The following is a 25,191-nucleotide window of genomic DNA, read 5'->3' as shown; positions in this document are numbered from 1 at the left end:
CTACCCCACCTCATCGTCCCTGGCCCACCGGCCACGACATCGCTCAACGGTCCACTCTCTCACCCGTGCCGGACGGGTCGGCGCTTTCCGCTGCGGTGTCCGTTGAAGGGTCACTCGCCTGCTCCGGGGCGTCTGCCCCGTCCTCGGGGCGGGACTCCTCCTTGAGAACATCCTCGGGCGTGAGACGGTCGGAGGGCCCTTCCGGGTTCTCCGGACCGGCTTCTTCCGCGCCCGTCTCCCGGGAGTCGTCCTCGTCCGCATCACGGGCCGCGGCGCGCTTGCGCTGCGTGTACATCCGGAACCCGGCGAGGACCAGCAGCAGGAAACCGCCGCCGATGACCAGCATCACGGTGGCCGTGAACTCGGTGACCTTCACATCGAACCTGACGGGCTGGCCGTACGCCTGCCCGTCCTCCGTGTACAGCTGGGCGATCACCGAGGCCTGGCCGTTGGCCTGGGCCGAGGTGGGGAACTTCACGGTCTGGCTGTGTCCGCCGGAGACCGAGACGGACTGCTCGTAGTAGGCATCGCCGCCGATCTCCAGACGCCTCGGGCTCGTGGAGGTGAGCCGCAGCACCAGGTGCTCGACGCCCTGGACCAGGTTGTTCTGCACGGTCACGGGGATCGTGGCGCTGCGCCCCGAGAGCTTGATCTCGGACTTCTCGATCAGCGTGACCTGGCCGGCGAGGGAGTTGATGTACGCCTCGACGCCGTTGCGGAAGTCGGCCGCCTCGGCCGAGCGACCGCGCCACGACGTGGACATCTCGCGGTTCATGGCCCGGCCGAAGGGGGTCACCACGCGGGACGGGTCGCTGAGGATGACCTTGAAGTTGTCGAGCTTGTTCTGCGTGGACGCGATCTGCTCGAAGGCCGCGCGCGGCAGCTCCTGCTTGCGCAGCGAGGAGGGGTACCGGGCGGCGGACGGGACCTTCGTGGTGGCTCCGGAGTCCGGCTTGGCCGTGGCCGCCGCCGCGAGTTCCTGGGGCTGGGACCAGGAGCTGCCCTGAAGCGCCGTCACCGCCGCGGCCATCGCCTGGGCCTCGCTCGCCGACGGCATCCGCTGCGGGGCGACGACGATGCTGCGCTGCCGGTCGGACTGGAGGTTCAGCGCCAGGCTCTGGGCGAGGAACCGCTGCACGGCGAGCGTCGAGCTCGACGCCCGTGTCAGGTTGCCCTGGAACACCGTCGACATCCGGGCGTCGGCGACGACCGCCGTCGTGCCGCCGCCGATGGGGCGGGACGCGGAGGGCGTGTAGGGCAGACCGCCGGTTTCGATCAGGCTGTCGCTGCGGGCGATCACCTTGTCCGCGCCGGCGGAGGTGGCGACCTTGACGATGGACGGGTCGACGGCGCCGTTCACGGGCCAGGCGAAGTCCGTGGTCGGTACGACATGGAGCACCGACTCGACGGTGTCCGAGGCGACGTCGGTGGCTTCCTTGAGGTGGCTCAGGGAGCCGGTGACGTTCGTGCCGTTGTGTGCCAGGGAGGCCAGATCCGGGTCGGCGAAGGGCAGTGCGACGACCTCCTTGTCCTGCACCGCGTCCTGGAGCTCGGACAGCCACCTATTGGCGGCTCCCTGATGGGTGCCGGCCGTGGTCGTGTCTCCCTCGCCCTGGACGCGGTAGCTCTCCGTCATCGCGCTCACGGAGGCCAGCAGGTCGGGGTCGATCACCCAGGTGACGTCGAGATCCTTGCCGAGCGACAGCAGCTGCTGGAGGCGCCCGCCCGGGGAGATCTCCTTGGCGAGGTCGTCGTCACGGAAGACAGGCGTCTGGGACTCGTCGGATCCCGTCTGCGCCGTCATGTGGGACGTGGAGACGAGCGGCCACAGAACCGTCGTCTTCGTCTTCGTGTCGGCGCCGTCCGGCTGCCAGGGCAGGAACGTCCGCTCGATGCCGAGCACGTGGTCCCAGGCCTGCGAGGACGTCTCGCCGGACAGGGAGACGGCGAACTGGTACACGCCCTCGCCGCCGAGGTCGAGTTTGTCGACCGGCACCGAGATGCTGAAGTTCTGGGCGACGCCCGGAGTGAGCTTCGCGAACTCCTTGACGTACTTCCCGCCGACCGGGGCGCCGTCGAGCCCCTGCTGGTAGTCGGTGCGTCCGGCGACCGCGTCGATGGCCGAGCGGGTGTTCAGGGCGCCTCCGAGACGCAGGTCGACCTGCGCGTCGGTGACGGTCTCCTTGCCCTTGTTGGTCACCGTGCCGGACACGGTGATGGTGTCGTCCTCGCCGGGAACGGTCGGAGTGAGCGAGTCCACAGCGACATCGACGGTTTCCGAGCCGGAAGCGGCCTTCAGGGAGTCCTGTCCGGCGGCGTGCGAAGGCGCCGCGGCAGGCAGCTGGAGCAGGCCGGCCAGCAGTGGCGCCCCGGCGAGCAGTGCTCCGGTGCGCCGCAACCAGCGGCGGGCAGGTGAGGGACTCATCCCCTGGAAGTCTGCCGCCTCGGCCACGCGCTCGCCCGTCCCTCGTCGTCGTCAGTGGTCGTCGGAATGTGCGTCCACGCATGGTAACGATGTGCGCTGAGGGGAAGTGCCGCGGACTGCCCCACAAGATCGGTCCGAGGCGCCGGCCTGTCCCGTATGTGTCTTTATAAAGGGAAGGCCGTCACCAAGTCGTAAAGGTAGCGACGGCAGCCCGCAGGGCGCATCGGCGGAGGCGTCTGTGCGCGCCTCGTGCACGTTTAATGGAGGCGCCCGGGCGCGCCGGGGCCACGTACCCTCTTCTGTTGTGCCGAACGCCAACGAAGACAAGTCCAGTGTCCTGAGTCAGGTGCAGCATCGCGCGGTGAGTGAACTGCTGCGGGTCGCGCCTGTCGCCGACGACCTCGCCCGCCGTTTCAAGGACGCGGGGTTCTCACTCGCCCTCGTCGGCGGATCGGTCCGGGACGCGCTCCTCGGTCGGCTCGGCAACGATCTGGACTTCACGACCGACGCCCGTCCCCAGGACGTGCTGAAGATCGTGCGCCCCTGGGCGGACGCGGTGTGGGAGGTCGGGATCGCCTTCGGCACGGTCGGTGCTCAGAAGGACGGCTACCAGATCGAGGTGACGACCTACCGCTCGGAGGCGTACGACCGGACGTCGCGCAAGCCCGAGGTGTCGTACGGCGACTCGATCGAGGAGGACCTCGTCCGGCGTGACTTCACGGTCAACGCGATGGCGGTCGCCCTGCCGGAGAAGGAGTTCGTCGACCCGCACGGCGGGCTGGAGGACCTTGCGGCGCGGGTCCTGCGGACCCCGGGTACGCCGGAGGCGTCCTTCTCCGACGATCCGCTGCGCATGATGCGCGCGGCGCGCTTCGCGGCCCAGCTCGACTTCGAAGTGGCCCCCGAGGTGGTGACGGCCATGAAGGAGATGAGCGAGCGGATCGAGATCGTCTCGGCGGAGCGGGTGCGGGACGAGCTGAACAAGCTGATCCTCTCCGCCCACCCCCGCAAGGGTCTGACGCTGCTGGTCGACACCGGGCTCGCCGAGCGGGTCTTCCCCGAGCTGCCGGCGCTGCGGCTCGAGAGCGACGAGCATCACCGTCACAAGGACGTCTACGAGCACACGCTGATCGTCCTGGAGCAGGCGATGGCGCTGGAGGAGAACGGTCCCGACCTGACCCTCCGGCTGGCTGCCCTGCTGCACGACATCGGCAAGCCGCGCACGCGTCGCTTCGAGGGGGACGGTCGGGTCTCGTTCCACCACCACGAGGTGGTCGGCGCGAAGATGACGAAGAAGCGCATGACGGCGCTCAAGTACTCCAACGAGCTGGTGAAGGACGTCTCACGTCTGGTCGAACTCCACCTGCGCTTCCACGGCTACGGCACCGGTGAGTGGACGGACTCCGCCGTCCGCCGCTACGTCCGCGACGCCGGCCCGCTCCTGGACCGCCTGCACAAGCTGACCCGCTCGGACTGCACGACCCGCAACAAACGCAAGGCAGCAGCGCTGTCCCGCGCCTACGACGGCCTGGAGGAGCGCATCGCTCAACTCCAGGAGCAGGAGGAGCTCGACTCCATCCGCCCCGACCTCGACGGCAACCAGATCATGGAGATCCTCGGAGTCGGCCCGGGACCGGTGATCGGCAACGCGTACAAGCACATGCTGGAGCTTCGGCTGGAGCATGGGCCGATGGAGCATGACGATGCGGTGGCGGCGCTCAAGGAGTGGTGGGCCGCGCAGGGCTGAGCTCCGGGGCGCGGCATGTTTCACGTGAAACGTGCCCGCCTGGATACGCCGAGGGGCGATGTTTCACGTGAAACATCGCCCCTCAGTGCGTGGAGAGCTCAGATCAGACGTCCGAGAGGCACAGCACGAAGTTGTCGCCATCGCCGGTCTGGGCGTAGAAGCTCGTGGCGCCGCTGACCTTGCGGCACTCCGTCTCGGCGGTGAATGAGGTGTAGGTGCCGTCGACCTTCTTGAGGACCTTGGCCTCCGCCTCCGAGGAAGAGCAGTCCACGACCTCCATCTCATCGCTCGAGGATGACGAGGAGGCGGACTTCAGGCAGTCGCCGACCTTCGCCTGGTCCGCGTCGTCCAGGCTGGCTATGTAGCCGACGACGATCGCAGTCACGACACCCACGCCGACGAGGACGTTCTTGATCGTCTTGAAGCTGACCTTGCGGCGCGGCTGCTCCGGGGGAACCGGTGCGTAGGGCGCCCCACCCTGCGGGAAGCCCGGCTGGCCCGGCTGCTGCGGGTACGGGGCCTGGCCCTGGGGCGGCTGGCCCTGGGCGTACGGGTTCTGGCCCTGCGCGAATGGATTGCCCTGCGGCGGCGGAGTCGTCACTTGGGGGTCCCCCTAGAACATGGGTGCGTGATCGCGAACATTGGCGCGATGTAAGACGGACGTAAGTTACCGGGCCCCACTGACAACTCAGTACTCGGGAATGCCTCTGTGTCATTGATGTGACACAGACCGATACTCAAAGCGGGCCATAGCCACCGCAACTGCCGCGTAGATAACGGCGACTGTGACAATGAGCGGGGCAGAACGGCCGTCCGGAGGCAGTATCAGCGCGGCAACTCCGGCCGCTCCGACGAACGCGACGTTGAACAGCACGTCGTAGACCGAAAAGGTCCGGCCACGGAAGCCGTCCTCGACCGAGGACTGCACGATCGTGTCCGTCGAGATCTTCGCGCCCTGCGTCGTCAGGCCCAGCACGAATGCCGCCACCAGCATGGGAGTTGTGGCGAAGGGCAGCCCGAGCGCGGACACCAGCACGGCGGCGGCACCCGCGCACGTGGCGATCCAGCGGCCGGGACCGAGTCGCGAGGCGGCCCAGGGAGTCACCACCGCCGCCGCGAAGAAGCCGGCGCCGGAGATGGCCAACGCCAGCCCAAGCAGGGCGAGTCCGTCATCGGCGGTGGTGGAGAAGGCGTACCGACACAGCATCAGCACCATGACCAGCAGAGCGCCGTAGCAGAAGCGCATCAGCGTCATCGTGAACAGCGCCCAGGCGGCTTCTCGGCGCGGCGGAGCGGCGAGGTGGCGTACGGCCGCCGCCAGGTCGCGTGTGGTGCCGGAGAGAGCCGTCGCGAGACGTGGCTGCACCAACTCGCGATCGGGACCGAGCAGTTCCGGCGCCATGCGCAGCGCGGCCAGCCCGGCGCACAGATACAGGGCCGCTCCCAGCAGCACCACGGCGGCATCGGAGTCCCAGACCACCAGCCGTACGACGAAGGCCAGGCCGGCTCCCGTGGTCGCGGCGAGCGTCCCGGCGGTCGGGGAAAGGGAGTTGGCGATGACAAGCCGCTCTTCGTCGACCACGCGTGGCAGCGCCGCGGACAGACCTGACAGGACGAAGCGGTTGACGGCGGTGACGCACAGCGCGGAGACGTAGAACAGCCAGTCCGGGACCTCGGTGACGATCAGGGCGGCGGTCGCCGAGGCCAGCAGGGTGCGCAGCAGGCTGCCGTACAGCAGGACCTGGCGGCGGCGCCAGCGGTCCAGCAGTACGCCGGAGAACGGGCCCACCAGGGAGTACGGCAGGAGCAGTACCGCCATGGCGGAGGCGATCGCGGTGGCCGACGTCTGCTTCTCCGGGGAGAAGACGACGTACGTGGCGAGCGCGGTCTGGTAGACGCCGTCGGCGCCCTGTGAGAGCAGGCGTACGACGAGCAGGCGCCGGAAGTCGCGGAAGCGCAGCAGGACCCGCAGATCGCGTACGACGGACATGAGGCACAGCCTCACATACGGGAGGGTCCCCGGGCGGTACAACCCGGGGACCCTCCACGGCCCTGGCAGGAGCGTTCTGGTGCGGCTCCGTCTGCTTAGCGCTCGACCTCGCCCTTGATGAACTTCTCGACGTTCTCGCGGGCCTCGTCGTCGAAGTACTGGACCGGCGGGGACTTCATGAAGTAGCTGGACGCCGACAGGATCGGGCCGCCGATGCCGCGGTCCTTGGCGATCTTCGCGGCGCGCAGCGCGTCGATGATGACGCCGGCGGAGTTCGGGGAGTCCCAGACCTCGAGCTTGTACTCCAGGTTCAGCGGGACGTCACCGAAGGCACGGCCCTCGAGGCGGACGTAGGCCCACTTGCGGTCGTCGAGCCAGGCGACGTAGTCGGACGGGCCGATGTGGACGTTCTTCTCGCCGAGCTCCCGGTCGGGGATCTGCGAGGTGACGGCCTGCGTCTTGGAGATCTTCTTGGACTCGAGGCGGTCCCGCTCGAGCATGTTCTTGAAGTCCATGTTGCCGCCGACGTTCAGCTGCATCGTGCGGTCCAGGACGACACCGCGGTCCTCGAACAGCTTCGCCATGACGCGGTGCGTGATGGTGGCGCCGACCTGGGACTTGATGTCGTCGCCGACGATCGGGACGCCGGCCTCGGTGAACTTGTCGGCCCACTCCTTCGTACCGGCGATGAAGACCGGCAGGGCGTTGACGAAGGCGACCTTGGCGTCGATGGCGCACTGGGCGTAGAACTTCGCCGCGTCCTCGGAACCGACGGGCAGGTAGCAGACGAGAACGTCGACCTGCTTGTCCTTGAGGACCTGGACGATGTCGACCGGGGCCTCGGCGGACTCCTCGATGGTCTCGCGGTAGTACTTGCCGAGACCGTCGTGGGTGTGACCGCGCTGGACGGTCACGCCGGAACGGGGCACGTCGCAGATCTTGATCGTGTTGTTCTCGCTCGCGCCGATGGCGTCCGCGAGGTCGAGGCCGACCTTCTTCGCGTCGACATCGAACGCGGCGACGAACTCGACGTCGCTGACGTGGTAGTCGCCGAACTGCACGTGCATCAGGCCGGGGACCTTCGACGCCGGGTCGGCGTCCTTGTAGTACTCGACTCCCTGAACCAGCGACGCGGCACAGTTGCCCACGCCGACGATGGCTACGCGAACCGAACCCATTCCGGTTGCTCCCTGTGTGTACGAGTGAGTTCCTGAGTGGATCTCACGTGGCGGTGTCGCCGGGCGTATCCGGCCGGAGGTCGTCCCCCGGCCGGGGCAGGCCGCCCGGCGCTCCAGTGGTGTTGTCCTGCGAGTCGGGCCCCCCGGAGGCGGAACCCCTCAGGTCCCGTCCGGCCCGCTCGCTCTCGATGAGCTCGTTCAGCCAGCGCACTTCGCGCTCCACGGACTCCATCCCGTGGCGCTGGAGCTCGAGCGTGTAGTCGTCGAGGCGTTCCCGGGTGCGCGCCAGAGAGGCGCTCATCTTTTCCAGGCGCTCCTCCAGCCGACTGCGACGGCCCTCCAGCACGCGCATGCGCACGTCCTGGGGTGTGCGTCCGAAGAAGGCAAATCGGGCAGCGAAATGCTCGTCCTCGTACGCGTCGGGTCCGGTCTGGGAGAGCAACTCCTCGAAGTGCTCCTTACCTTCCGCCGTCAATCGATAGACGATCTTGGCGCGACGGCCCGCGAGGGGTGCGGCGAGCGCGTCTTCGGTGGTGTTCCCCGGTTCCTCGATCAACCAGCCGTTGGCGACCAGCGTCTTGAGGCAGGGATAGAGCGTTCCGTAGCTGAACGCACGGAACACGCCCAGTGACGTATTGAGTCGTTTGCGCAGCTCATAGCCGTGCATCGGGGACTCGCGCAGCAGTCCGAGTACGGCGAACTCGAGGATCCCGGAACGTCGGCTCACCCCTCGCCTCCTCGTCTTATGTCGCGCTGATGTATCGACTCGATACATCAAGACGATAGAACGGCCTTCCGGCCGCGACAAGTGGGGGAACGGTGAACGGGATCACATCAACGATTCATGTGGAGCGAGTTGCCTGATTTGGGGTGAAGTTCGGGGCTAGGAGGACTTTGACGGTGCGTAGTCTGTGCGCCATGCACAGCACCGGGAACCGAGTGACGCCTGAGGGCGTCGTCATCCTTGGTGCAGTACGGGTGAATGAGGAACCGGCCACATCCGTACTCCGGGGGGACCGGAAAACCGCCGCCGTTGCCAGGCGCCCAGGGGTGCGCCTGTCCAAGGAGTAGTCGTTCGATGAGCGAGCACCGTCGCAAACCGCCGCAGCCGCAGGGAGGCGGACGTGCCGCGGCCCGACGCGGCCAGGCCGGCTCGTCCGCCGGCCGCCGAGCGGCACCGCGAGGCGCCACCGGATCTCCCACCGACTCGTACGGGTCGGGTTCCACCGGTGCGGTAAGCGAGGAACGTGAGTACGGCGGCCGCGCCGAAGCACGACGCGCGGCCCAGAGGAGCGCCGGTGGCCGGCGCAAGGCGCCCGAACCGGGCAGAGGCGGCCGCCGCGGCGCCCCGGGTGGGCCGAGCGGGCCCGGGCGGGGCAGAGGGCGGGCGGCACCGCCGCCCAACAAGCGGTTCATCGACTATCCCCGCGCCGGCAAGGACGGCCTCGCGCGCTGGACGCCTTCGTGGCGCCTCGTCACGGGAGCCTTCCTGGCGTTCATGGGCGGGCTGATCGCGGCCGCGGGCATCGGGTACGCCATGGTCGGGATCCCGAAGGCCCAGGACACGGCCCTGGCGCAGAACAACGTCTTCTACTGGTCCAACGGCAAGCAGATGGCGGCGACCGGCGGTCAGACGAACCGCCAGCTCGTGAGCGATGCCGAGATCCCGCGGGAGATGAAGGACGCGGTGGTCTCCGCCGAGAACGCGTCCTTCTACGACGACAAGGGCATCGACCCGGCGGGCATCGGGCGTGCTCTCCTCAACATGGCGAAGGGCGGCGAGACGCAGGGTGGTTCGACGATCACCCAGCAGTTCGTCAAGAACACCTACCTGAGCCAGGAGCAGACAGTCACCCGTAAGTTCAAGGAACTGTTCATCTCCATCAAGGTCGGCCAGAAGCTGTCCAAGGACGAGATCCTTGCCGGCTACCTCAACACCGCCTACTACGGCCGTAACGCCTACGGCATCCAGGCGGCGGCGCAGGCCTACTTCGGCGTGGACGCCACGAAGCTCACCACCACGCAGTGCGCCTTCCTGGCCTCCGTCCTGAAGGGCCCGAACTTCTACAACCCCGACGGGGGTGTGGGAGCGAACGCTTCTGCGGAGCAGAACACCAAGCGGGCCAAGGACCGCTGGTCGTGGATCCTCGACCGCATGGTCGAGGTCGGACGGCTGACGCCGGCGGACCGGGCCAAGGTCGGCGAGTTCCCCACGCTGAAGAAGCAGAACTCGAACCTCTCCGGGCAGTCCGGCTATCTGATCGACATCGCCAAGGAGTACGTCGCCAAGAAGGCAGGTCTCTCTCCCGAGGACCTGGAGAAGGGCGGCTACCGGATCTACACGACCTTCGACAAGGAGAAGGTCAACCAGATGGCGGCGGCCGTCGAGAAGACGCGCAAGAGCTTCCTCAACGCCAAGAAGCGGGAGAAGGACAAGTACGTCCAGTTCGGCGGGGCGTCGGTCGATCCCAAGTCCGGAGCGATCGTCGCGCTGTACGGCGGCGAGGGCTACGACAAGGGGCACTACTCCAACAACGCCAACACTCTGGGTGTGCCGGTCGGCTCGACCTGGAAGCCCATCGTGCTGGCTTCCGCGATGCAGTACGGGACCTACCAGACATCCCCTGAGCCGCTCTCGCCGCTGGCCAAGTACAACGGCAACGACCTTCTGGAGATCAAGGACCAGAACGGCGACCCGATCATGGACAAGGGAAAGCCGTTCCGGCAGAAGAACGAGGGCACCACGGCCTGGGGCGAGGTGACGCTCAAGAAGGCCATGGAGCAGTCCATCAACAGCCCGTTCGCTCAGCTGGGCATCGACGTGGGCCTGTCCAAGACACAGGAGATGGCGAAGAAGATGGGTATCTCATCCGGCTTCTTCGACAAGGCCAACATCAGGAACGTCTCCTTCTCGCTCGGTACCTCGACCCCCAGCGCCATCCGCATGGCCGACGCGTACGGCTCGTTCGCCGCGTCGGGCGAGCACTTCGAGCCGTACTCGGTCACGAAGGTCCTCAAGGACGGCGAGCCCCTCGAAGGATTCGAGAAGCCGGAAAAGCAGATCGCCATGGACGAGAACGTCGCGAACAACGTGACGGACGTCCTGCAGAACGTGGTCAAGAACGGCACCGGCAAGAAGGTCGCGGACATCGGGTTCCCGGTGGCCGGCAAGACGGGTACGACCGACGAGAACAAGTCGGCGTGGTTCGTCGGCTACACGAGGGAGCTGTCCACAGCCGTCACGCTGTTCCGGACGGACCCGGGCAAGGGCAAGCTGCTTTCCATGAACGGCACCGGTGGCGTCACCTCCATCCATGGTGGTGACATTCCGGCGCAGGTCTGGAAGGACTACATGGCCGAGGCCATGAAGGGCATCGACTACGAGGAGTTCCCGCCGGCGGAGCCCCTCGGGGAGATCATCGAGGAGACGCCCACGCCCAGCGTGGCGCCCTCGCCCACCGAGTCGGTCGAGGAGAGTCCCACCCCGACCCCGACGCCGTCGGAGACGGAGACCTCGCCGACACCTACGCCCACCGGCACATGCAGCGAGTTCGACTGGCAGTGCGACAACAGCAACGGTGGACAGAACGGCGGTTCGGACGGGGGGACGACCTCGTCACCGACGCCAACGGAAACAGAGACGGACAACACCGGAGGTAATGCCAACGGCAACGGAGGCATCTTCGGAGGTTCGACGGGCTAGGTTCTGTCCCTTGCTCAGCGCCGTGTCCAGGGGAGGATGGAGGTGAGGTGGAATGCGACCCGGTAGGCGAAGTGAGAGTCTGTCGGCTGTGGCCAAGGGGCGCCACAGCTTGATCGGACTCCTGCAGCGAAGCCGGGCCCGCTTCCACCTCGTCGGCCCTGCGGCGGACGCCGACTGATCTGGTCCGACGGCCGCGCGATAACCGCGCGGATCTGTCGGCGGCGCAGGTGGCCTCGGATCGCGTGGGATGAACAGGCGGGGTCGACGGGATCACGGCGGGGTGGGTCCAGGCCCGGGAGGGACCGGGTTTCGGCATCCGGAGCGGGCCTTTACTGTCTCAAGACGTGCGCGTCACCGGCTTGGCCCGCTGTGCCAGGGGCTGTGCCGACGGTCACAGACCAGGCGGCCTGTTGCTCTTGAGGGATCCGGCAGCGACTGGTGCGCCCGGGCGTCTGTGGTATCGACCGACACAGTCCAGCTGATGTTGTCGGAGGCATCCGCCGCCGCGAGGACGGCGGCGCGGACCCGCGAAGGCCGTGCCGTCGCAGCATTTCTGGCGGACGGCAGCCGGCTGGCTGGCGACGTGTGCTGTGACGGCTGACCGGGGATCCAGGCGGGGCAGCAGAGCTGGGGGCGTGTGTTTCTCCGTAGGCAGCCGCGATCGTCGGCCGCCTGACTGTTCCGCTGCCGTCGTTCGTCCACGAATCCCTTTGGCAGGGGCTGAAGCCCTGGATAGCTTGGATTGATCTGTACAAGACATTGCAAGATCTTTAAGGTGCTCTGAAACGGCTGCCAGAACCGATGGCATGAGCATGAGTGAGGGCAATGACAATGAGATGGCGTAACCGCTCCCGGGCCTTGGTCTCCACCGCTGCACTCACGGGCGTGATTCTGGTTGGTCAGGGGAGCAGCCCTGCGTATGCCGCGGTCGCCGGGTGCACCGCCACGGGTGTCAGCGGGACCGTCAACGTCGAGGGTTACACCGCCGGCTCCCACAACTACCCGTCCGTGTACCTCTCGGTGGCTGACACCAAGGCTGACGGCCACCATGTGCGGATCCGCTTCGTCTCTCTCAGCGTAGGTGGTCCCCACACCTACTACCCGTGGCGTGCCCTTTACGACGGTAACGGCACCTCGAAGGGTTGGTCGACCTCGGCCTACTCTCCGGCCACCACCGCGGGATTCGCTGTCCAGGCCGCAGTTTATGAGGGAGACAACCAGATCACGTACTGCACCGACTACAACTGGTACTGATCCGGCGCGGCCCCGTAGCCCGACCGGCCTCGGCAGGTGGCTCCCCTCCTGCGCGACAGGATCGGGGAGCGGGTCTCTGTCCGCGGGTGAGTGGCGGCAGATCACCTGATGCCGGCCGGACACGGTTGGTGCGGTGCTCTCGGACTCGTGCCCGGCCAGCTGTTGGCCGGGCATCGCCGTGCGTGGTCCAAGGGTGCGATCCGCGGCCCTCCTGACGAAAGCGCATTCCGTGAAGTTGATGCTGCTTCTCGGTGTCACTGAGGGCATGCACAGTTCTAACTTGTCATGAAGTGTGCCTTATGCGAGTGCGAACCCCTTCGCCAGCGGTTCAAGTGCTCTACGGCCGTCCTGACACCTCGCCCAAAGGCACGTACGGCAGGATGTGCCCCATGCCCAGTGCAGAGACGACGCCCACGAGCGTGCACGAGCCCGACCCGGTGGTGCGGCCGACCAAGGAGGACGAGGTCGCCGCGAACGGGAGCGAGCTGATCGGTGGCCCCATCGGACGGCGTGCCCTCCTCGGGACGTCCTGGTGGACCCCCGTGCGGATCGTCGCCCTCGTGGCGATCGGCATGTTCGCCCTCGGGCTGGTCCAGAAGGCGCCCTGCTACAACGGTGCCTGGTTCTTCGGCGCCAGCTCGCAGTACACACACGCCTGCTACTCGGACATCCCGCACCTCTTTCAGGGGCGCGGCTTCGCCGACGGGCTCGTGCCGTACTTCGACAAGCTCCCCGGCGACATGGAGTACCTCGAGTACCCGGTGCTGACCGGAGTCTTCATGGAGGTCGCCTCCTGGCTCACGCCGGGCAGCGGCAGCATCCAGGACCAGGAGCAGTGGTACTGGATGGTCAACGCCGGGATGCTGATGGCGTGCGCGGCTGTCATCGCCGTCTGCGTGAGCCGTACGCACATCCGACGCCCCTGGGACGGCCTGATGGTCGCCCTGGCGCCCGCCTTCGCGCTGACCGCGACCATTAACTGGGACCTGCTGGCCGTCGCTCTGACGGCCGCGGCGATGCTGATGTGGTCCCGAGGCCGTTCCCTCGCCTTCGGGATCCTCCTGGGCCTCGCCACGGCCGCGAAGCTCTATCCCGTGTTCCTGCTGGGCCCGTTGTTCGTCCTGTGCTGGCGTGCCGGCAAGTGGCGGGACTTCGGCAAGGCGCTGGGCGGCACCGTGGTCGCCTGGCTGGTGGTGAACCTTCCGGTGATGCTGCTCGCCTGGGACGGCTGGTCGCAGTTCTACCGGTTCAGCCAGGAGCGCGGCGTCGACTTCGGATCCTTCTGGCTGATCCTGGCCCAGAACTCCGACGACCCGCTGAGCACCGAGTCCGTCAACACGCTGGCCACGCTGCTGATGCTGCTGTGCTGCGCCGGCGTCGCCGTGCTCACGCTCACCGCGCCCAGGCGCCCGCGCTTCGCCCAGCTGGCCTTCCTGATCGTCGCCGCGTTCATCCTCACCAACAAGGTCTACTCGCCGCAGTACGTCCTCTGGCTGGTGCCGCTGGCCGTCCTGGCCCGGCCGAGGTGGCGGGACATCCTCATCTGGCAGGCCTGCGAGGTCGCCTACTTCCTCGGAATCTGGCTGTACCTCGCGTACACGACCAGCGGAGACGCTCACAAGGGCCTGCCGCCGGACGGCTACCACTGGGCCATCGGCGCGCATCTTCTCGGCACGCTGTACCTGTGCGCCGTCATCGTGCGGGACATCCTCATGCCGGAGCGCGATCCGGTGCGGCGTACCGGTGAGGACGACCCCTCGGGCGGCGTCCTCGACAAGGCCGAGGACGTGTTCGTCCTCGGCGCCCCGACCCATCCACCGCGGCATGCGGCGCACTTCGAGGGGCCGCAAGTGGAATGGGGCAACCGCGGGGCCGCCGGCAGTTCGCTCTGAGCGAACGGGGCTCGTGAGAGCCACGCCGAAGGCCCTGCACGGGGCGGGACAGACAGCGAAAGGGCCGTACACGGAGGAGTCCGTGTACGGCCTTTCGTGGTTACGGCGTTGGCAGCCGGCGGCGGTCAGTCGCCGAGCGGCGCTGGGATCAGCGGTCGACGATGCGGTCGAACTGCGTGGTGGTGTGCCGCAGATGGGCGACCAGCTCGTCGCCGACCTTCGGTTCCGGGGCGTCCGACGGGACGAAAAGGATCGAGACCTGCATGTGCGGCGGCTCCGCGAACCAGCGCTGCTTGCCTCCCCACACGAAGGGAGCGAGGTTCCGGTTGACCGTGGCGAGGCCGGCCCGTGCGACGCCCTTGGCGCGCGGCATGACGCCGTGGAGGGCCTTCGGGGCCTCCAGACCCACCCCGTGCGACGTACCGCCCGCCACGACCACCAGGAAGCCGTCAGAGGCCGCCTTCTGCTGCCGGTAGCCGAAGCGGTCGCCCTTGGAGACACGCGTGACGTCCAGGACGGCGCCGCGGTACTCGGTGGCGTCGTGGTCTCCCAACCACAGCCGGGTGCCGATGCGGGCGCGGAAGCGGGTCTGCGGGAACTGCTGCTGGAGACGGGCGAGTTCCTCGGCCTTGAGGTGGCTGACGAACATCGTGTGCAGCGGCAGCCGGGCCGCACGCAGCCGGTCCATCCAGCCGATGACCTCCTCGACGGCGTCGGAGCCGTCGGTGCGGTCCAGCGGCAGGTGGATGGCGAAGCCCTCCAGCCGGACGTTCTCTATGGCGGAGTGCAACTGCGGCAGGTCGTGCTCGTTCACACCGTGCCGCTTCATCGAGGACATGACCTCGATGACGACACGGGCGCCCACCAGGCCGTACACGCCGTCCACCGACGACACCGAGCGGATGACCCGGTCCGGCAGCGGGACGGGCTCCTCGCCGCGCCGGTACGGCGTCAGCACCAGGAGGTCACCACCGAAGTAGTCCTTGATGCGCGCGGCCTCGTACGTCGTGCCGACGGCGAGTATGTCCGAGCCCAGCCGTGTGGCCTCTTCCGCCAGCCGCTCGTGCCCGAACCCGTAGCCGTTGCCCTTGCAGACCGGGACGAGGCCCGGGAACTGCTCCTGCACGTGCTTGTGGTGCGCCCGCCAGCGCGCGGTGTCGACGTAGAGCGTGAGCGCCATGGCCGGACCTGGAACCTTTCTGGTGGCTGCGGTGTATCAGAGATATGGAAGCTATCGACGGTGCAGCTGTTGACGGTATCGAAGCAGAGAACGCAAGGTCAGCGACGCGACATGTAGATGTCCAGCGCCTTGTGGAGCAGCTTGTTCAGCGGGAAGTCCCACTCGCCGAGGTACTCGGCGGCCTGGCCGCCCGTGCCCACCTTGAACTGGATCAGGCCGAAGAGGTGGTCGGTCTCGTCCAGCGAGTCGGAGATGCCGCGCAGGTCGTAGACGGTGGCGCCGAGCGCGTAGGCGTCGCGCAGCATCCGCCACTGCATCGCGTTCGAGGGCCGGACCTCACGGCCGATGTTGTCGGAGGCGCCGTAGGAGTACCAGACGTGCCCGCCGACGATCAGCATCGTCGCCGCCGACAGGTTCACACCGTTGTGGCGGGCGAAGTACAGCCGCATGCGGTTGGGGTCCTCGGTGTTGAGGGCCGTCCACATGCGCTGGAAGTACGACAGCGGACGCGGCCGGAAGTGATCGCGCACGGCCGTGATCTCGTACAGGCGCTGCCATTCCTCAAGGTCCTGGTAACCGCCCTGGACGACCTCGACGCCGGCCTTCTCGGCCTTCTTGATGTTGCGTCGCCACAGCTGGTTGAAGTTCTTGTGGACCTCTTCCAGGGACCGGTTGGCCAGGGGCACCTGGTAGACGTAGCGGGGCTGCACGTCGCCGAAGCCGGCCCCGCCGTCCTCGCCCTGCTGCCAGCCCATACGACGCAGCTTGTCGGCGACCTCGAAGGCGCGCGGCTCGATGAAGTCGGCCTCGATGTCACGCAGCCGCTTCACGTCGGGGTTCTGGATGCCCGCCTTGATGGAGGTGGCCTCCCAGCGCCGGATGATCACCGGCGGGCCCATCTTCACGGAGAAGGCGCCCTGCTGCTTGAGGTGCGCGAGCATCGGTTCCAGCCACTCGGTCAGATTCGGCGTGAACCAGTTGATGACCGGGCCCTCGGGCAGATAGGCGAGGTAGCGCTTGATCTTGGGCAGCTGGCGGTAGAGGACGAGACCCGCGCCGACCAGCTCGCCGCTCCTGTCGAACCATCCGAGGCTCTCCGAACGCCACTCAGCCTTGACGTCAGCCCAGGCCGGGACCTGCATGTGGCTGGCCGCGGGCAGGCTCTGGATGTAGGCCAGATGCTGCTCGCGACTGATCGTCCTCAGGGTCAGGCTCATTCGGGGCGCTCCTCGGGCTGGTGTGTCCCCATGGGTACAGGGGCTCCGGCTCTCGCGCCGAAGCCTACTGCGCCTTTGGAGCGCCCCGACTGGGCGTACGGCAGCTTCGCCCCGGCTTCCGCGCCGCCGAGGCGTTCGAGAGTGTTCTATGCGCTGTTCTACCGGTGTTCGGGAGACGATCCCCCCGGCCGGTGCGGGAAGGGCATTGCCCCCGACGTCAGACGCCGAAGAGCCCGCCGTGCGCCATGCCGAGGAAGAAGCCGACTCCGGAGGCGCCGAGACCCACGATCAGGCCGAAGCGCTCACGGGTCGTCTCCGAGATCCACTGGCCGTACGCGCCGGCGAGGATGCCCACCAGACCCGTCCAGGAGCTGAGCAGGTGCAGGAAGTCGAACTGTGCCGTGATGAACGAGGTGATACCGAGCACCAGGGTCACCACGAGCAGGGTGTCCTGGATGGGATGGGGCTTTCCGTCCGTGGCGAAGAGGCCTCCGACGGTGTTGGGTCGCAATGCCTGTGCCATAGGGCACCTCCTGCGGAAGACGGCGCATCGTAGCGCCATACACACCCGATGTGTACAGATTGTGGGCGACGGCGGCCGGATTTCAACCGGAAGCAGGTGTGCGGGTACTGTGTACCGTCTGCACCGATGTCTGCCCGGGCCAGCTCAGGGAAACCGCGAGGTCACCCTGATTGTCAGTGCCCGCCGATACCGTTGCGTACGCATCACAACCCTCCTGCCACGGAACGACCGTGGCCGCTGAGTCCAAAGGAGGTGGGTTCCACATGCGTCACTACGAGGTGATGGTCATCCTCGACCCCGATCTGGAGGAGCGCGCTGTCGCCCCCCTGATCGAGAACTTCCTCTCCGTTGTCCGTGAGGGCAACGGCAAGGTCGAGAAGGTCGACACCTGGGGCCGTCGTCGTCTCTCGTACGAGATCAAGAAGAAGCCCGAGGGCATCTACTCGGTCATCGATCTGCAGGCCGAGCCTGCGATCGTCAAGGAGCTCGACCGCCAGATGAACCTGAACGAGTCGGTCCTCCGGACCAAGGTCCTCCGCCCCGAGACCCACTGAGCTCTCCCGCTCAGCTGATCTCGGGATTCGAGTAGCAGCAACCAAGCAGCCAGAGCAGCAAACCCGCCGAGAGGTTCCCCATGGCAGGCGAGACCGTCATCACGGTCGTCGGCAATCTTGTCGACGACCCCGAGCTGCGCTTCACCCCTTCCGGTGCGGCGGTCGCGAAGTTCCGTGTCGCGTCCACCCCCCGCACCTTCGACCGTCAGACGAACGAGTGGAAGGACGGCGAGAGCCTGTTCCTGACCTGCTCGGTCTGGCGTCAGGCGGCGGAGAACGTCGCCGAGTCGCTCCAGCGAGGCATGCGCGTCATCGTGCAGGGCCGGCTGAAGCAGCGGTCCTACGAGGACCGTGAGGGCGTCAAGCGCACGGTCTACGAGCTGGACGTCGAGGAAGTGGGCGCCAGCCTGCGGAACGCCACGGCGAAGGTCACCAAGACCTCCGGTGGCGCCCGTAGTGGCCAGGGTGGTTACGGCGGCGGTGGCGGCCAGGGTGGCGGCGGCTGGGGTGGAAACTCCGGCGGCGGCCAGCAGGGCGGCGGCGGTGCTCCTGCCGACGACCCGTGGGCGACCGGCGCTCCCGCCGGTGGCAACCAGGGCGGCGGCGGTGGCGGCGGCTGGGGTGGAAACTCCGGCGGCGGCCAGCAGGGCGGCGGCTACTCGGACGAGCCCCCCTTCTAGACCCTCGGGTCTGGGGCGGGCCGTACCCAAACTTCTTGATCACACAGGAGAAACACCATGGCGAAGCCGCCTGTGCGCAAGCCGAAGAAGAAGGTCTGCGCTTTCTGCAAGGACAAGGTCACGTACGTGGACTACAAGGACACGAACATGCTGCGGAAGTTCATTTCCGACCGCGGCAAGATCCGTGCCCGCCGCGTGACCGGCAACTGCACGCAGCACCAGCGTGACGTCGCCACGGCCGTCAAGAACAGCCGTGAGATGGCGCTGCTGCCCTACACCTCCACCGCGCGATAAGGGAAGGGTGACCGAACAATGAAGATCATCCTCACCCACGAGGTCTCCGGCCTCGGTGCCGCGGGCGACGTCGTCGACGTCAAGGACGGTTACGCTCGCAACTACCTGATCCCGCGGAAGTTCGCTATCCGCTGGACCAAGGGTGGCGAGAAGGACGTCGAGCAGATCCGTCGCGCTCGCAAGATCCACGAGATCCAGACCATCGAGCAGGCCAACCAGATCAAGGGCCAGCTCGAGGCCGTCAAGGTTCGTCTGGCCGTCCGCTCCGGCGACGCCGGTCGTCTCTTCGGTTCCGTTACCCCGGCTGACATCGCTTCGGCGATCAAGGCCGCCGGTGGCCCCGAGGTCGACAAGCGCCGCATCGAGCTGGGCTCCCCGATCAAGACCCTGGGCGCCCACGAGACGTCCGTGCGTCTGCACCCCGAGGTTGCCGCCAAGGTCAACATCGAGGTCATCGCGGCCTGATCGCTGCGCTCGGCTTGAACAGCTGAATGAAGGGGCCGTACCTGTTGAGGTACGGCCCCTTCATTGCGCAGCGGACGGCCCCTCCCTGTGCGGGAAGGCCGCCGGGGGTCTCGGAAGGGAGCGGCAGGCCTTCATGGGCCGCGTCCGTTTCACGTGAAACAGCGTGTTTCACGTGAAACAGTCAGCGCCGCGCGACGTGATGATCCTGAGCCTCAGCGCGTCGCGCCCGTGGCGACCCTGCGTCTCAGCGCGTCGCGCCCGTGACGATCCAGCGTCCCGAGCGGGCGCGCAGCCAGAGCGTCAGCATGCGGACCGCCATCATCAGCGTCATGGCCGCCCAGATCGCCGTGAGGCCGCCGCCCAGCACAGGGACGAGCAGTGCGACCGGAGTGAACACGGCCAGCGTGACAACCATGGCCCAGGCGAGGTAGGGGCCGTCCCCCGCTCCCATCAGGACGCCGTCCAGGACGAACACGACGCCGCAGATCGGCTGGGAGAGCGCCACCACGAGAAGTGCGGGCAGGGCGGTGTCCTTGACGACCGAGTCGCTGGTGAACAACGGCAGGAAGAGCGGCCGGGAGATCACCACGAGAAGGCCCAGGACGACGCCTGCTGCGATGCCCCACTCCACCATGCGGCGACAGGCGGCTCGGGCACCCTCGGCGTCTCCGGCGCCGAGGTACCTGCCGATGATGGCCTGGCCGGCGATGGCGATGGCGTCCAGCGCGAAGGCGAGCAGGCTCCACAGCGAGAGGATGATCTGGTGTGCCGCGATGTCGGCGTCCCCCAGCCGGGCCGCCACGGCCGTCGCGATCATGAGGATCGCCCTCAGCGAGAGCGTTCGGACCAGCAGAGGCACTCCGGCCTGTGCGGAGGCCCTGATCCCGGCCGCGTCGGGGCGCAAGGAGGCACCGTGCTTGTGGGCTCCGCGGACGACGACCACGAGGTAGATCGCGGCCATGCCGAACTGGGCGATGACCGTGCCCCAGGCGGAACCTGCGATGCCGAGGTCGGCGCCGTAGACGAGGCCCACGTTGAGGACGGCGTTGGCGACGAAGCCTGCCACGGCGACGTACAGCGGGGTCCTGGTGTCCTGGAGGCCGCGCAGAACGCCGGTGGCGGCGAGGACGACGAGCATGGCCGGTATGCCGAGTGCCGAGATCCGCAGATAGGTGGTGGCGTACGGAGCCGCGGTGTCCGAGGCGCCGAAGAGTTCCACGAGAAACGGTGCTGTGGGCAGGACGACCGCGATGACGGCGACACCCAGGAGGATGGCCAGCCAGATACCGTCCATGCCCTGGCGTATCGCGGCCTGAAGATCGCCGGAGCCGACGCGTCGGGCGACGGCCGCTGTGGTGGCGTAGGCGAGGAAGACGAAGACACTGACGGCCGTCATGAGGAGGGCCGAGGCGACCCCGAGGCCGGCGAGCTGGGCGGTGCCGAGATGGCCGACGATCGCGCTGTCGGCCATGACGAAGAGGGGCTCGGCGACGAGTGCGCCGAAGGCTGGGACGGCCAGTGCGACGATCTCTCGATCGTGCTGTCGCCGGGCAGCCTTGGGTCTCGCGGGGGCCTGTGTCATGGCCACCAATCTAATCGTCCACAGGTAAGAGATGCAATTGGGTAGTGACCCTTACTCGCCGTCTCGCGTCGTGTGCTTTCGCGCACCGTTCGAAGCGATCTTGGTCCGACTGGGGAAGTTTTTCTTCTGCACAGCCGGTGGATGGTAAACCAGCAGGTCAGAGGTGATTGCCGAGAATCATTCGGAGCTTGTTCACAGGGCTGTCCACCGGCTCGTGCACAGGTTTTGAGGAGTTCTCCACAGCATCCGGGCCGTCGTCCACATGGCCTGTGGATAACCAGATTGGCTGACGGTGCCCGCGGGCCTACCGTGGTCCGGCGCCCGCTCCGTCTGTCGGCCGTGAAAGCGTCACAAAACCGACGTGCCTGAACCGGAGCTGGGCCTCCTATTTGTCAGTGGCGTGCCGTAGAACAGATGAGGCACGGCGAGGTCCGCTCGGCGGACGGGAGGAGGTGGCTCGGTGAGCATTTCCGAGCCCTTGGACGACCCGTGGGCCGACAGCGGTCCCAGTGATCGTCTGCCCGCCTCCCGCCGACGCGGCGAAGGCGGCCGCGGACGCGACGAGCAGCATGATCGCGGCCGGGACAACGGCGAATGGGACGGTGGCGGTTCGACCTTCGAGCGGGTCCCACCGCAGGACCTCGACGCCGAGCAGTCCGTCCTCGGCGGCATGCTCCTGTCCAAGGACGCCATCGCCGATGTGGTCGAGGTCATCAAGGGCCACGACTTCTACAAGCCGGCGCACGAGACGATCTTCCAGGCGATCCTCGACGTCTACGCCAAGGGCGAGCCCGCCGACCCCATCACCATCGCGGCCGAGCTCACCAAGCGCGGTGAGATCAACAAGGTCGGCGGCGCATCGTATCTGCACACCCTCGTCCAGACGGTGCCGACGGCGGCGAACGCCGAGTACTACGCGGAGATCGTTCACGAGCGCGCCGTGCTGCGCCGCCTGGTCGAGGCCGGCACCCGCATCACACAGATGGGATACGCGGCTGACGACGACGTCGACGAGATCGTCAACCGCGCCCAGGCCGAGGTCTACGCGGTCACCGAGCAGCGCACCAGCGAGGACTACCTCCCGCTCGGCGACATCATGGAGGGTGCGCTCGACGAGATCGAGGCCATCGGTTCGCGCTCCGGCGAGATGACCGGTGTGCCCACCGGGTTCACGGACCTCGACTCGCTCACCAACGGACTGCACCCGGGCCAGATGATCGTCATCGCGGCCCGCCCCGCCATGGGTAAGTCCACGCTCGCCCTGGACTTCGCACGCGCCGCGTCGATCAAGCACAATCTGGCGAGCGTCATCTTCTCCCTGGAAATGGGGCGCAACGAGATCGCGATGCGTCTGCTGTCGGCCGAGGCGCGGGTGGCCCTGCACCACATGCGTTCCGGAACCATGACGGACGAGGACTGGACCCGGCTGGCGCGACGCATGCCCGAGGTCTCGGCGGCGCCGCTCTACATCGACGACTCCCCGAACCTGTCGATGATGGAGATCCGCGCGAAGTGCCGTCGGCTGAAGCAGCGCAACGACATCAAGCTCGTGATCATCGATTACCTCCAACTGATGCAGGCCGGTGGCTCCAAGCGCTCCGAGAGCCGTCAGCAGGAGGTCTCGGACATGTCCCGTAACCTCAAGCTCCTGGCGAAGGAGCTCGAGGTCCCGGTGATCGCGCTCTCGCAGCTGAACCGTGGTCCCGAGCAGCGCACGGACAAGAAGCCGATGGTGTCCGACCTGCGTGAGTCCGGCTCCATCGAGCAGGACGCCGACATGGTGATCCTGCTGCACCGCGAGGACGCCTACGAGAAGGAGTCGCCGCGCGCCGGCGAGGCCGACATCATCGTGGGCAAGCACCGTAACGGTCCGACGGCGACGATCACGGTCGCCTTCCAGGGGCACTACTCGCGGTTCGTGGACATGGCGCAGACCTGATCCGCGCCTCCGCCGGAATGCGCTCGACTCCCGAGCGGACGGCGGGGTGGACTGTGGGCATGACGACTTCTCAGGACGAGCTGCTACCCGCAACCCGCCGTGCCCTGCTGCACCGCATCGCCATGGCCCAGGCCGAGGGGCGTGCGCCCTCGATGGTGGCCGCGGTCGTTCGGGGCGGACGGGCGGTGTGGCACGGCTCGCGTACGTCGGTGGACGGGCACGGGCCGGACGAGCATGTGCAGTACCGCATCGGCTCGATCACCAAGACCTTCACCGCCGTTCTCGTTCTGCGCCTGCGCGACGAGGGTCTGCTCGCCCTCGGGGACCCGCTGGAGAAGCATCTGCCGGGCACGGTTGCGGGGGAGGCCACCATCGCCGAACTGCTCGCGCACGCGAGCGGGCTGGCGGCCGAGTCGCCGGGGCCCTGGTGGGAGCGGACCTCGGGATCCCTGCGACCCGAGCTGTCCGACGTCCTCGGCAAGCAGCCCTTCCTGCATTCGTCCGGCCGCCGGTTCCACTACTCGAATCCCGGCTACACGCTGCTGGGCGCACTGGTCGAGAAGCTGCGCGGAGCCCCGTGGGAGGACGTACTCCGGCGGGAAGTGCTCGAACCCCTCGGGCTGAGCCGCACGAGTGGGCAACCGCAGGCACCGCACGCCGGGGGCTGGGCCGTGCATCCCTGGGCCGACGTGATGCTCCCCGAGCCGGTCGAGGATCTCGGCCGTATGGCGCCCGCCGGTCAACTCTGGTCGACCACCGCCGACTTGGCGCGGTTCGCGGCCTTCCTGATCCAGGGCGACGACCGGGTGCTCGGCGCCGAGTCGCTGCGTGAGATGAGGACGCCGGCGGCTCCGATGGAGGCCGCGGACGTGGCGAGCGGCTATGCGTACTGCCTGGGCCTGGAGCTCCGGCACCAGGGCGGCAGGGCCCTCCTCGGACACACGGGTTCACTGCCGGGCTTCCTCGCCTGCCTCACCGTCAGCGTGGAGGACGATCTCGCCGCTGTCGTCCTGGCCAACTGCACCTCCGGACCGCTGCTGTTCACGGTCGCGGCAGATCTCGTGCGGATCGTCGCCGAGGCCGAGCCGCGCATCCCCGAGCCGTGGCGGCCGATGCAGGACGTCGATCCGGGGGTCCTGGAGCTGGCCGGGCAGTGGTACTGGGGCACGCATGCCTTCGCGCTGCGGCTGACGGCCGAAGGACCGGTCTCCCTGGAGCCGCTGTCCGGCAAGGGCCGCGGCTCGCGATTCCGGCCCAACGGTGATGGCACATGGACGGGACTGGAGGGCTATTACGCCGGAGAGCTCCTGAAGGCCGTACGACGTCCTGACGGGACCGTGGACCACCTGGACCTCGGGTCGTTCGTGTTCACGCGTCAGCCGTACGACGAGGGGGCTGCTGTGCCGGGCGGAGTGGATCCCGAGGGGTGGCGGGGGACCGACCGGCTCTGACCGTCGGCCGAGAGTGTGTCCACCGCCACGGCCCGGGGGCACGGCGAGGCGCCTGTTTCACGTGAAACAGGCGCCTCGCCGTTTCACAGCTCGAGCTTGAAGCCCGCGTGCGAGGCCGCGAAGCCGAGCCGCTCGTAGAAGCGGTGGGCGTCCGTACGGCTCTTGTCGGAGGTCAGCTGCACCAACTGGCAGTTCTGACGCCGGGATTCATCGATGGCCCACTCGATGAGCCGCGTGCCCAGGCCGCTCCCGCGCTCGTCGGCATGGATGCGTACGGCTTCGATGATCGACCTGGTCGCTCCCCGCCGGGACAGCCCGGGAATGACCGAGAGCTGGAGCGTGCCGATGACACGGCCCTCGCGGACGGCGACGACCAGGTGCTGGTTCGGTTCGCTGGTGAGCCGCTCGAACGCGGCGAGGTAGGGCGTCAGGTCGTCGAGCGACTCGCGCCGGGCGCCGAGCGGATCGTCCGCGAGCATGCCGACGATCGCGGGGATGTCGTCGGTGGCAGCGGGGCGTATCTCAAGATCTCCCATGCCCGCACCCTATGCGGGCGCCGGGAGCGACTCGACGACCCGGACCAGCGGAACGAGCTCTGGGCTCTTCGCGGCCTCGTCCAGGGCCTCGCGCAGCGCCTTGTCGTTGGTGGGACGGGCCTCGTCAAGGAGTGCGAGGCCGGCCTGGGTGACGTCGGTGTAGATGCCGCGGCGGTCGGTGGGGCAGAGGTAGCGCGAGAGCAGCCCGCGGTCTTCCAGCCGGGTGACGAGGCGGGTGGTGGCGCTCTGGCTGAGGACGACGGCGTCGGCGACCTGCTTCATCTGGAGGTGGCCGCCTTCGCCGTTGTGCTGGCGGCTGAGGACGTCGAGCAGGGAGTACTCGCGCACGCTGAGGTCGTGGCCGGCCTGTAGGGCGCGCTCGATGTGCGTCTCGATCCTGCCGTGCAGCAGGGAGAGCGCGCACCAGCCCTGGGCGAGCGCGGTGAGCGCGGGGTCTGTCGCTGTCATGTCGGTTCCTCCGTCCCGGAGCGGCTGAAGTCAGGGTAGAGCAGGATCGCAATAGCCTGCGCTTGCAAGTATGCCGCGTCTGCAAGTATTGTCTTCGAACGTAAAGCGCTCCT

21 protein-coding genes are annotated in these 25,191 nt (G+C 67.8%); 10 read left to right on the top strand and 11 right to left on the bottom strand.

The features are described from left to right. Window positions 1–43: 43 nt before the first annotated feature. Window positions 44–2,452: a DUF6049 family protein gene (locus PGH47_RS21415; protein WP_271664769.1), complete on the bottom strand. Its 2,409-nt coding sequence runs from the start codon at window positions 2,450–2,452 to the stop codon at window positions 44–46. A gap of 277 nt (window positions 2,453–2,729) precedes the next feature. Here PGH47_RS21415 and PGH47_RS21410 point away from each other — a divergent pair, with 277 nt between their 5' ends. Continuing rightward, window positions 2,730–4,172 (top strand): CCA tRNA nucleotidyltransferase, encoded by a 1,443-nt coding sequence (locus PGH47_RS21410; RefSeq protein ID WP_271664768.1) that lies wholly within the window; start codon window positions 2,730–2,732, stop codon window positions 4,170–4,172. Window positions 4,173–4,275: 103 nt separating this feature from the next. On the opposite strand, the gene PGH47_RS21405 is transcribed toward PGH47_RS21410, so the two are convergent. The 4 genes from PGH47_RS21405 to PGH47_RS21390 all read right to left on the bottom strand — a co-directional run bounded on the left by PGH47_RS21405 (window position 4,276) and on the right by PGH47_RS21390 (window position 8,067). After that, the gene (locus PGH47_RS21405) at window positions 4,276–4,773 is read right to left on the bottom strand and encodes an LppU/SCO3897 family protein (protein ID WP_185843776.1); all 498 of its coding nucleotides are present in this window, start codon (window positions 4,771–4,773) and stop codon (window positions 4,276–4,278) included. A gap of 111 nt (window positions 4,774–4,884) precedes the next feature. Beyond that, the gene (locus tag PGH47_RS21400) at window positions 4,885–6,162 is read right to left on the bottom strand and encodes an MFS transporter (protein WP_271664767.1); all 1,278 of its coding nucleotides are present in this window, start codon (window positions 6,160–6,162) and stop codon (window positions 4,885–4,887) included. A gap of 95 nt (window positions 6,163–6,257) precedes the next feature. After that, window positions 6,258–7,340, bottom strand: coding sequence for an inositol-3-phosphate synthase (locus tag PGH47_RS21395; RefSeq protein ID WP_271664766.1), 1,083 nt, complete (start codon window positions 7,338–7,340; stop codon window positions 6,258–6,260). A 43-nt stretch (window positions 7,341–7,383) separates the two neighbouring features. Continuing rightward, window positions 7,384–8,067 carry a PadR family transcriptional regulator gene (locus PGH47_RS21390; RefSeq protein ID WP_107904984.1) on the bottom strand — a complete coding sequence of 228 codons (684 nt, stop codon included), beginning with the start codon at window positions 8,065–8,067 and terminating at the stop codon, window positions 7,384–7,386. 351 nt (window positions 8,068–8,418) lie between these two features. On the opposite strand from PGH47_RS21390, the gene PGH47_RS21385 reads away from it, so the two are divergent. The 3 genes from PGH47_RS21385 (at window position 8,419) to PGH47_RS21375 (ending at window position 14,189) form a co-directional block, all read left to right on the top strand. Beyond that, window positions 8,419–11,043, top strand: a complete 2,625-nt coding sequence (locus tag PGH47_RS21385; protein WP_271664765.1) for a transglycosylase domain-containing protein — start codon at window positions 8,419–8,421, stop codon at window positions 11,041–11,043. A gap of 885 nt (window positions 11,044–11,928) precedes the next feature. Beyond that, window positions 11,929–12,297, top strand: a complete 369-nt coding sequence (locus tag PGH47_RS21380; protein ID WP_271664764.1) for a hypothetical protein — start codon at window positions 11,929–11,931, stop codon at window positions 12,295–12,297. Between the two features lie 389 nt (window positions 12,298–12,686). Beyond that, window positions 12,687–14,189, top strand: a complete 1,503-nt coding sequence (locus PGH47_RS21375; RefSeq protein ID WP_271664763.1) for a glycosyltransferase family 87 protein — start codon at window positions 12,687–12,689, stop codon at window positions 14,187–14,189. A 148-nt stretch (window positions 14,190–14,337) separates the two neighbouring features. Here the strand turns inward: PGH47_RS21375 and PGH47_RS21370 are convergent, their stop codons facing one another. From PGH47_RS21370 to PGH47_RS21360, 3 genes are all read right to left on the bottom strand, one after another. Further along, the gene (locus PGH47_RS21370; protein WP_107904986.1) at window positions 14,338–15,369 is read right to left on the bottom strand and encodes an alanine racemase; all 1,032 of its coding nucleotides are present in this window, start codon (window positions 15,367–15,369) and stop codon (window positions 14,338–14,340) included. 98 nt (window positions 15,370–15,467) lie between these two features. Next, window positions 15,468–16,586: a peptidoglycan bridge formation glycyltransferase FemX gene (gene femX / locus PGH47_RS21365; protein ID WP_030951926.1), complete on the bottom strand. Its 1,119-nt coding sequence runs from the start codon at window positions 16,584–16,586 to the stop codon at window positions 15,468–15,470. Between the two features lie 217 nt (window positions 16,587–16,803). Then, window positions 16,804–17,109 carry a hypothetical protein gene (locus PGH47_RS21360; RefSeq protein WP_269641936.1) on the bottom strand — a complete coding sequence of 102 codons (306 nt, stop codon included), beginning with the start codon at window positions 17,107–17,109 and terminating at the stop codon, window positions 16,804–16,806. 263 nt (window positions 17,110–17,372) lie between these two features. Here PGH47_RS21360 and rpsF point away from each other — a divergent pair, with 263 nt between their 5' ends. The 4 genes from rpsF to rplI all read left to right on the top strand — a co-directional run bounded on the left by rpsF (window position 17,373) and on the right by rplI (window position 19,102). Next, window positions 17,373–17,663, top strand: coding sequence for a 30S ribosomal protein S6 (rpsF, locus tag PGH47_RS21355; protein ID WP_010353482.1), 291 nt, complete (start codon window positions 17,373–17,375; stop codon window positions 17,661–17,663). 80 nt (window positions 17,664–17,743) lie between these two features. Next, window positions 17,744–18,343, top strand: coding sequence for a single-stranded DNA-binding protein (locus PGH47_RS21350; RefSeq protein WP_271664762.1), 600 nt, complete (start codon window positions 17,744–17,746; stop codon window positions 18,341–18,343). 57 nt (window positions 18,344–18,400) lie between these two features. Then, the gene (gene rpsR / locus PGH47_RS21345) at window positions 18,401–18,637 is read left to right on the top strand and encodes a 30S ribosomal protein S18 (RefSeq protein ID WP_003949403.1); all 237 of its coding nucleotides are present in this window, start codon (window positions 18,401–18,403) and stop codon (window positions 18,635–18,637) included. Between the two features lie 18 nt (window positions 18,638–18,655). Continuing rightward, window positions 18,656–19,102, top strand: a complete 447-nt coding sequence (gene rplI, locus PGH47_RS21340; protein WP_030953359.1) for a 50S ribosomal protein L9 — start codon at window positions 18,656–18,658, stop codon at window positions 19,100–19,102. A gap of 244 nt (window positions 19,103–19,346) precedes the next feature. On the opposite strand, the gene PGH47_RS21335 is transcribed toward rplI, so the two are convergent. After that, window positions 19,347–20,684: an MATE family efflux transporter gene (locus PGH47_RS21335; RefSeq protein WP_271664761.1), complete on the bottom strand. Its 1,338-nt coding sequence runs from the start codon at window positions 20,682–20,684 to the stop codon at window positions 19,347–19,349. A 460-nt stretch (window positions 20,685–21,144) separates the two neighbouring features. On the opposite strand from PGH47_RS21335, the gene dnaB reads away from it, so the two are divergent. Both dnaB and PGH47_RS21325 read left to right on the top strand, forming a co-directional pair. Next, window positions 21,145–22,623 (top strand): replicative DNA helicase, encoded by a 1,479-nt coding sequence (gene dnaB / locus PGH47_RS21330; protein WP_107904989.1) that lies wholly within the window; start codon window positions 21,145–21,147, stop codon window positions 22,621–22,623. A gap of 59 nt (window positions 22,624–22,682) precedes the next feature. Continuing rightward, entirely contained in the window at window positions 22,683–24,074 is a 1,392-nt protein-coding gene (locus PGH47_RS21325) for a serine hydrolase domain-containing protein (RefSeq protein WP_271664760.1), read from the top strand. 83 nt (window positions 24,075–24,157) lie between these two features. Here PGH47_RS21325 and PGH47_RS21320 read toward each other — a convergent pair whose 3' ends face one another. Both PGH47_RS21320 and PGH47_RS21315 read right to left on the bottom strand, forming a co-directional pair. Beyond that, window positions 24,158–24,610, bottom strand: a complete 453-nt coding sequence (locus PGH47_RS21320) for a GNAT family N-acetyltransferase (RefSeq protein ID WP_271664759.1) — start codon at window positions 24,608–24,610, stop codon at window positions 24,158–24,160. Window positions 24,611–24,619: 9 nt separating this feature from the next. Continuing rightward, window positions 24,620–25,078 carry a MarR family winged helix-turn-helix transcriptional regulator gene (locus PGH47_RS21315; protein ID WP_271664758.1) on the bottom strand — a complete coding sequence of 153 codons (459 nt, stop codon included), beginning with the start codon at window positions 25,076–25,078 and terminating at the stop codon, window positions 24,620–24,622. Between the last annotated feature and the right edge of the window lie 113 nt (window positions 25,079–25,191).

The organism is Streptomyces sp. HUAS 31, assembly GCF_028198125.1.
Taxonomy (GTDB): domain Bacteria; phylum Actinomycetota; class Actinomycetes; order Streptomycetales; family Streptomycetaceae; genus Streptomyces; species Streptomyces chartreusis.
This window is presented reverse-complemented; position numbering and strand designations above follow the sequence as displayed.

Coding starts and splice junctions, on each gene's coding strand:
- PGH47_RS21360 (WP_269641936.1), bottom strand. CDS start 17,109: ATGGCACAGGCATTGCGACCCAACACCGTCGGAGGCCTCTTCGCCACG.
- PGH47_RS21350 (WP_271664762.1), top strand. CDS start 17,744: ATGGCAGGCGAGACCGTCATCACGGTCGTCGGCAATCTTGTCGACGAC.
- PGH47_RS21370 (WP_107904986.1), bottom strand. CDS start 15,369: ATGGCGCTCACGCTCTACGTCGACACCGCGCGCTGGCGGGCGCACCAC.
- PGH47_RS21395 (WP_271664766.1), bottom strand. CDS start 7,340: ATGGGTTCGGTTCGCGTAGCCATCGTCGGCGTGGGCAACTGTGCCGCG.
- PGH47_RS21320 (WP_271664759.1), bottom strand. CDS start 24,610: ATGGGAGATCTTGAGATACGCCCCGCTGCCACCGACGACATCCCCGCG.
- PGH47_RS21325 (WP_271664760.1), top strand. CDS start 22,683: ATGACGACTTCTCAGGACGAGCTGCTACCCGCAACCCGCCGTGCCCTG.
- PGH47_RS21375 (WP_271664763.1), top strand. CDS start 12,687: ATGCCCAGTGCAGAGACGACGCCCACGAGCGTGCACGAGCCCGACCCG.
- femX (WP_030951926.1), bottom strand. CDS start 16,586: ATGAGCCTGACCCTGAGGACGATCAGTCGCGAGCAGCATCTGGCCTAC.
- PGH47_RS21385 (WP_271664765.1), top strand. CDS start 8,419: ATGAGCGAGCACCGTCGCAAACCGCCGCAGCCGCAGGGAGGCGGACGT.
- PGH47_RS21400 (WP_271664767.1), bottom strand. CDS start 6,162: ATGTCCGTCGTACGCGATCTGCGGGTCCTGCTGCGCTTCCGCGACTTC.
- rpsF (WP_010353482.1), top strand. CDS start 17,373: ATGCGTCACTACGAGGTGATGGTCATCCTCGACCCCGATCTGGAGGAG.
- PGH47_RS21315 (WP_271664758.1), bottom strand. CDS start 25,078: ATGACAGCGACAGACCCCGCGCTCACCGCGCTCGCCCAGGGCTGGTGC.
- rpsR (WP_003949403.1), top strand. CDS start 18,401: ATGGCGAAGCCGCCTGTGCGCAAGCCGAAGAAGAAGGTCTGCGCTTTC.
- PGH47_RS21335 (WP_271664761.1), bottom strand. CDS start 20,684: ATGACACAGGCCCCCGCGAGACCCAAGGCTGCCCGGCGACAGCACGAT.
- rplI (WP_030953359.1), top strand. CDS start 18,656: ATGAAGATCATCCTCACCCACGAGGTCTCCGGCCTCGGTGCCGCGGGC.